2 protein-coding genes are annotated in these 3,067 nt (G+C 51.2%); one reads left to right on the top strand and one right to left on the bottom strand.

Annotated features, from left to right (window positions below):
- Positions 1-247 precede the first annotated feature (247 nt).
- Positions 248-1,120 (top strand): reverse transcriptase domain-containing protein, encoded by an 873-nt coding sequence (locus ACUVJL_RS30860; RefSeq protein ID WP_445249317.1) that lies wholly within the window; start codon positions 248-250, stop codon positions 1,118-1,120.
- A gap of 314 nt (positions 1,121-1,434) precedes the next feature.
- Here the strand turns inward: ACUVJL_RS30860 and ACUVJL_RS30855 are convergent, their stop codons facing one another.
- Entirely contained in the window at positions 1,435-2,805 is a 1,371-nt protein-coding gene (locus ACUVJL_RS30855; RefSeq protein ID WP_445249316.1) for an eCIS core domain-containing protein, read from the bottom strand.
- Positions 2,806-3,067: the final 262 nt, after the last annotated feature.

Below are 3,067 nucleotides of genomic sequence, written 5' to 3'. Positions count from 1 at the left end.
GGACGATCGCGATTCGGTGCGGATACGCTTGGCATTCTGACGACTATGGAGCCCGATCGCCAACCATTTTTCAGCTTGACTGCTTGACACAGCAGAGGTATGATATCATGTCCGGTCGATCGACCTGATTGCTGTAGGGGCCCGTGAGCCAATAATAAATGCCAAAAACGGACAATCTCACAAACGGGCCCCGGCAATTGTATTATGGGCGATCGATCGGACATGATATGAGGACAAAATATAGGAAATGTCGTTAATAGAACGAGTCACGAGCGATGAGGTAATAGAACGAGCTTATGAGTGGGTGTGCGATCGTCGCGAGCACTACCACTACAATAATGATGTCTGGCAGTTGCGGCGGTGGTGGGGGGAGAAAAAACGGCTGATTGTGGCGCAACTGCGATCGGGTACTTATCGGTTTCGGGAACAGTGGCGGGTGACGGCGCGGGGCGAGGTGAAGGAAATTTGGGCGGCGCAGGATGCTTTGGTGTTGAAGGCTTTGGCAATTGCGCTGGCTGAGGAGTTGCAGCCCCACTTGTCACCCAGGTGCTTTCATCTGGCGGGGACGGGGGGACACAAGGGGGCCGTGCGGGAGGTGGCTGCTCACCGGCACGAGTATGAGTTTGTGTTTCGCACGGATGTCAAGGGCTACTACGCCAGTATTAACCACAACATATTATTTAATTTGGTGAGGCAGTATGTACGAGACGCGGTGGTGTTGGATTTGGTGGGACAGTACCTCTTGCGGTTTGTGTCGGATGGCGGGGAATATACCGATATCGAACAGGGGATCTCCTTGGGGTGTCCGCTGTCGCCGCTGATGGGGGCGCTGTACCTGAAGCCGCTGGATGACCGCATGGCGGAATTGGGCTGCTTTTACGTCCGGTATATGGATGATTGGGTGATATTGGCACCGACGCGCTGGAAGTTGCGGACAGCGATAAAGGCGGTGAATGGGGTGATGGCGGATTTGCGGGTGGATAAGCACCCGGATAAGACGTTTATCGGGCGGATATCGCGGGGGTTTGATTTTTCGCTGCTCTTGGTTTTCACCGTCGGGTTTGGGGGTAGCCCTGAAGACGGTGGTGAGGTGTTTGGAGAAGGTTTCCCGGCTTTATGAGCAAGGTGCGTCGGTTGGGCGCATTGGGGGATATGTGGGGCGGTGGTGGCAGTGGGTGAGAGGTGGAGTTGATGATGACCAAGGGAAAGCGAGAACGAGGGTGTTGTGTGTTGTTGCCTCAACCCCTCCTACGAGATCGGGCGAGCGCACTGTTTTTAGTTATGTTCGCTCAATTCTCGCTACTTGCCATCCCGCATCGCGGTTGCGCCGTTGGCCATAATCCTCTCTCTCTTATTCTCCTTCCCTCCCCCATACCTCCTTTTTTCCCTTTCATCCTTTCCTTTTTTTCCCCTCCCCTTTCCTTTCCTTTTCCGTCAACTCTCTTGCCATCCCGCCTTTTTTAAACTCTCCAATGTGTTTTTTACCAGATCTTTGGGCTCCATCCCTAAAAATCTTTTTCTCAACTCGTCCTTCAACATCATTATTTTTTTTACTATTTCATCTGCTTCCTCACCCTTTTCCTCTTTACACCTTATTCTATAATAATTCTCTAGCTCTTGGATTACCTTTTTTAATTCTTCGATTGTTAACTTTTCATATTCTCCTGTGCTTTTCTCCTCGGTGAATCCAATACTTTTGAAGAATCCGTATCCTGCTGCAGAGAACTCATCATATGGGTTTGCTATCTTTTTCACATCCATTCTCATAAGTTGCTTTCCTAATTCCAGCATCAATATCTTTCCCAACCCCAGACCTCCTGGGGTCGCATCTACAGACAAAACTTTTGCCTCCTTCCATAGACCATTCGTTTTTACCTCGTACACTAACTCCCCTCTCATCCTATCGTCATCCTTCTCTTCTTCTTTTTTAACTTCTCTTAGTTTTACTGCATTCCCTTCAGTCTTGGCCTCAACATGGTACATCTCCTCATCATTTCTTTCTTTTCCTTTCTTATAATACGTCCTTTGTATTCTTCGCTGCCCTTTCTCGTGAACCTCATTCCCCTCCCCGCTTCTTTGCTGCACCACATGAGTCAACTCATGGGCGATCAACTCCTGCCCCCCGCGACTCCCCGGCTCATACGCTCCCTGCCGAAAGAACACATCCTGCCCTGCGGTAAACGCCTTCGCCTGAATCGATCGCGCCAACATATCCGCCTGCGCCCCCGTATGCACGCGCACGCCACCAAAATCTGCCCCAAACGCCCGCTCCATCGGCTCCTTCACCGTCGGTGACAACGGCAGTCCCCCGCTTTTAGCTCCCTGCAACTGGGTTTCCCACTCGCTGGAAATTTCTCCCCCTGCATCGCCCGCCGCACGCACTGTTATCTGCCGTTGCACCCGTCCCGCTTCCCCGCTGTCAGGTTTCCTCTCCCCCTCCGACCTTTTCTTTGGTGCTTGGAATGCGGAACTGTGAATTTCATCTACCACTTGCCGCGCCACCCGATCGGCCTCTTGCTCGTACATATCCCCAGGCGCACCGAGGGTCAGCTTCGCTTGCACGCCTCCGGGTAGCACTGTTGGTGAATGAACGGGTGGGCTGACTGATGCGATCGCCCTGTTGATATTATCGATCGCCGCTCCCGGTTTAATATCTTTCCTCCCAGTGGAATCAAGGCTGGCTTCCTTCCCCTCTTCCTTTCTCGCAATCTCAGGAAATGGTCTGAGTGCGAAAGCTTTACTCGCTGTTTGCCCTGTGGTGGTCTGCCTCGATTTCGCCTGTACCTTGCCACTGAGTTTCGACATAATAACCTCACTTCCCTCGATCGCTTGTCTGCTATTTTACGGTAATGCGTGCTAACGAAGATTCGCTAAAAGTCTAGATATGCACAAAGTTCTTCATCCTCTATATTAAAATAACGATCAGTCAACTTTCTCATCCCACCCACGCGAGAGAAAGTGTCCGAGAGAGGTTGGGAGCATCCCGATTTTGGTAACAATGTCAAGACCCGCACATAATTGGTATCAAACCAACTGGCAATTTATTCAGCAAGAAATCTTTCGCATT

This window comes from Microcoleus sp. OTE_8_concoct_300, assembly GCF_031383065.1.
Lineage (GTDB): Bacteria > Cyanobacteriota > Cyanobacteriia > Cyanobacteriales > Microcoleaceae > Microcoleus.
This window is presented reverse-complemented; position numbering and strand designations above follow the sequence as displayed.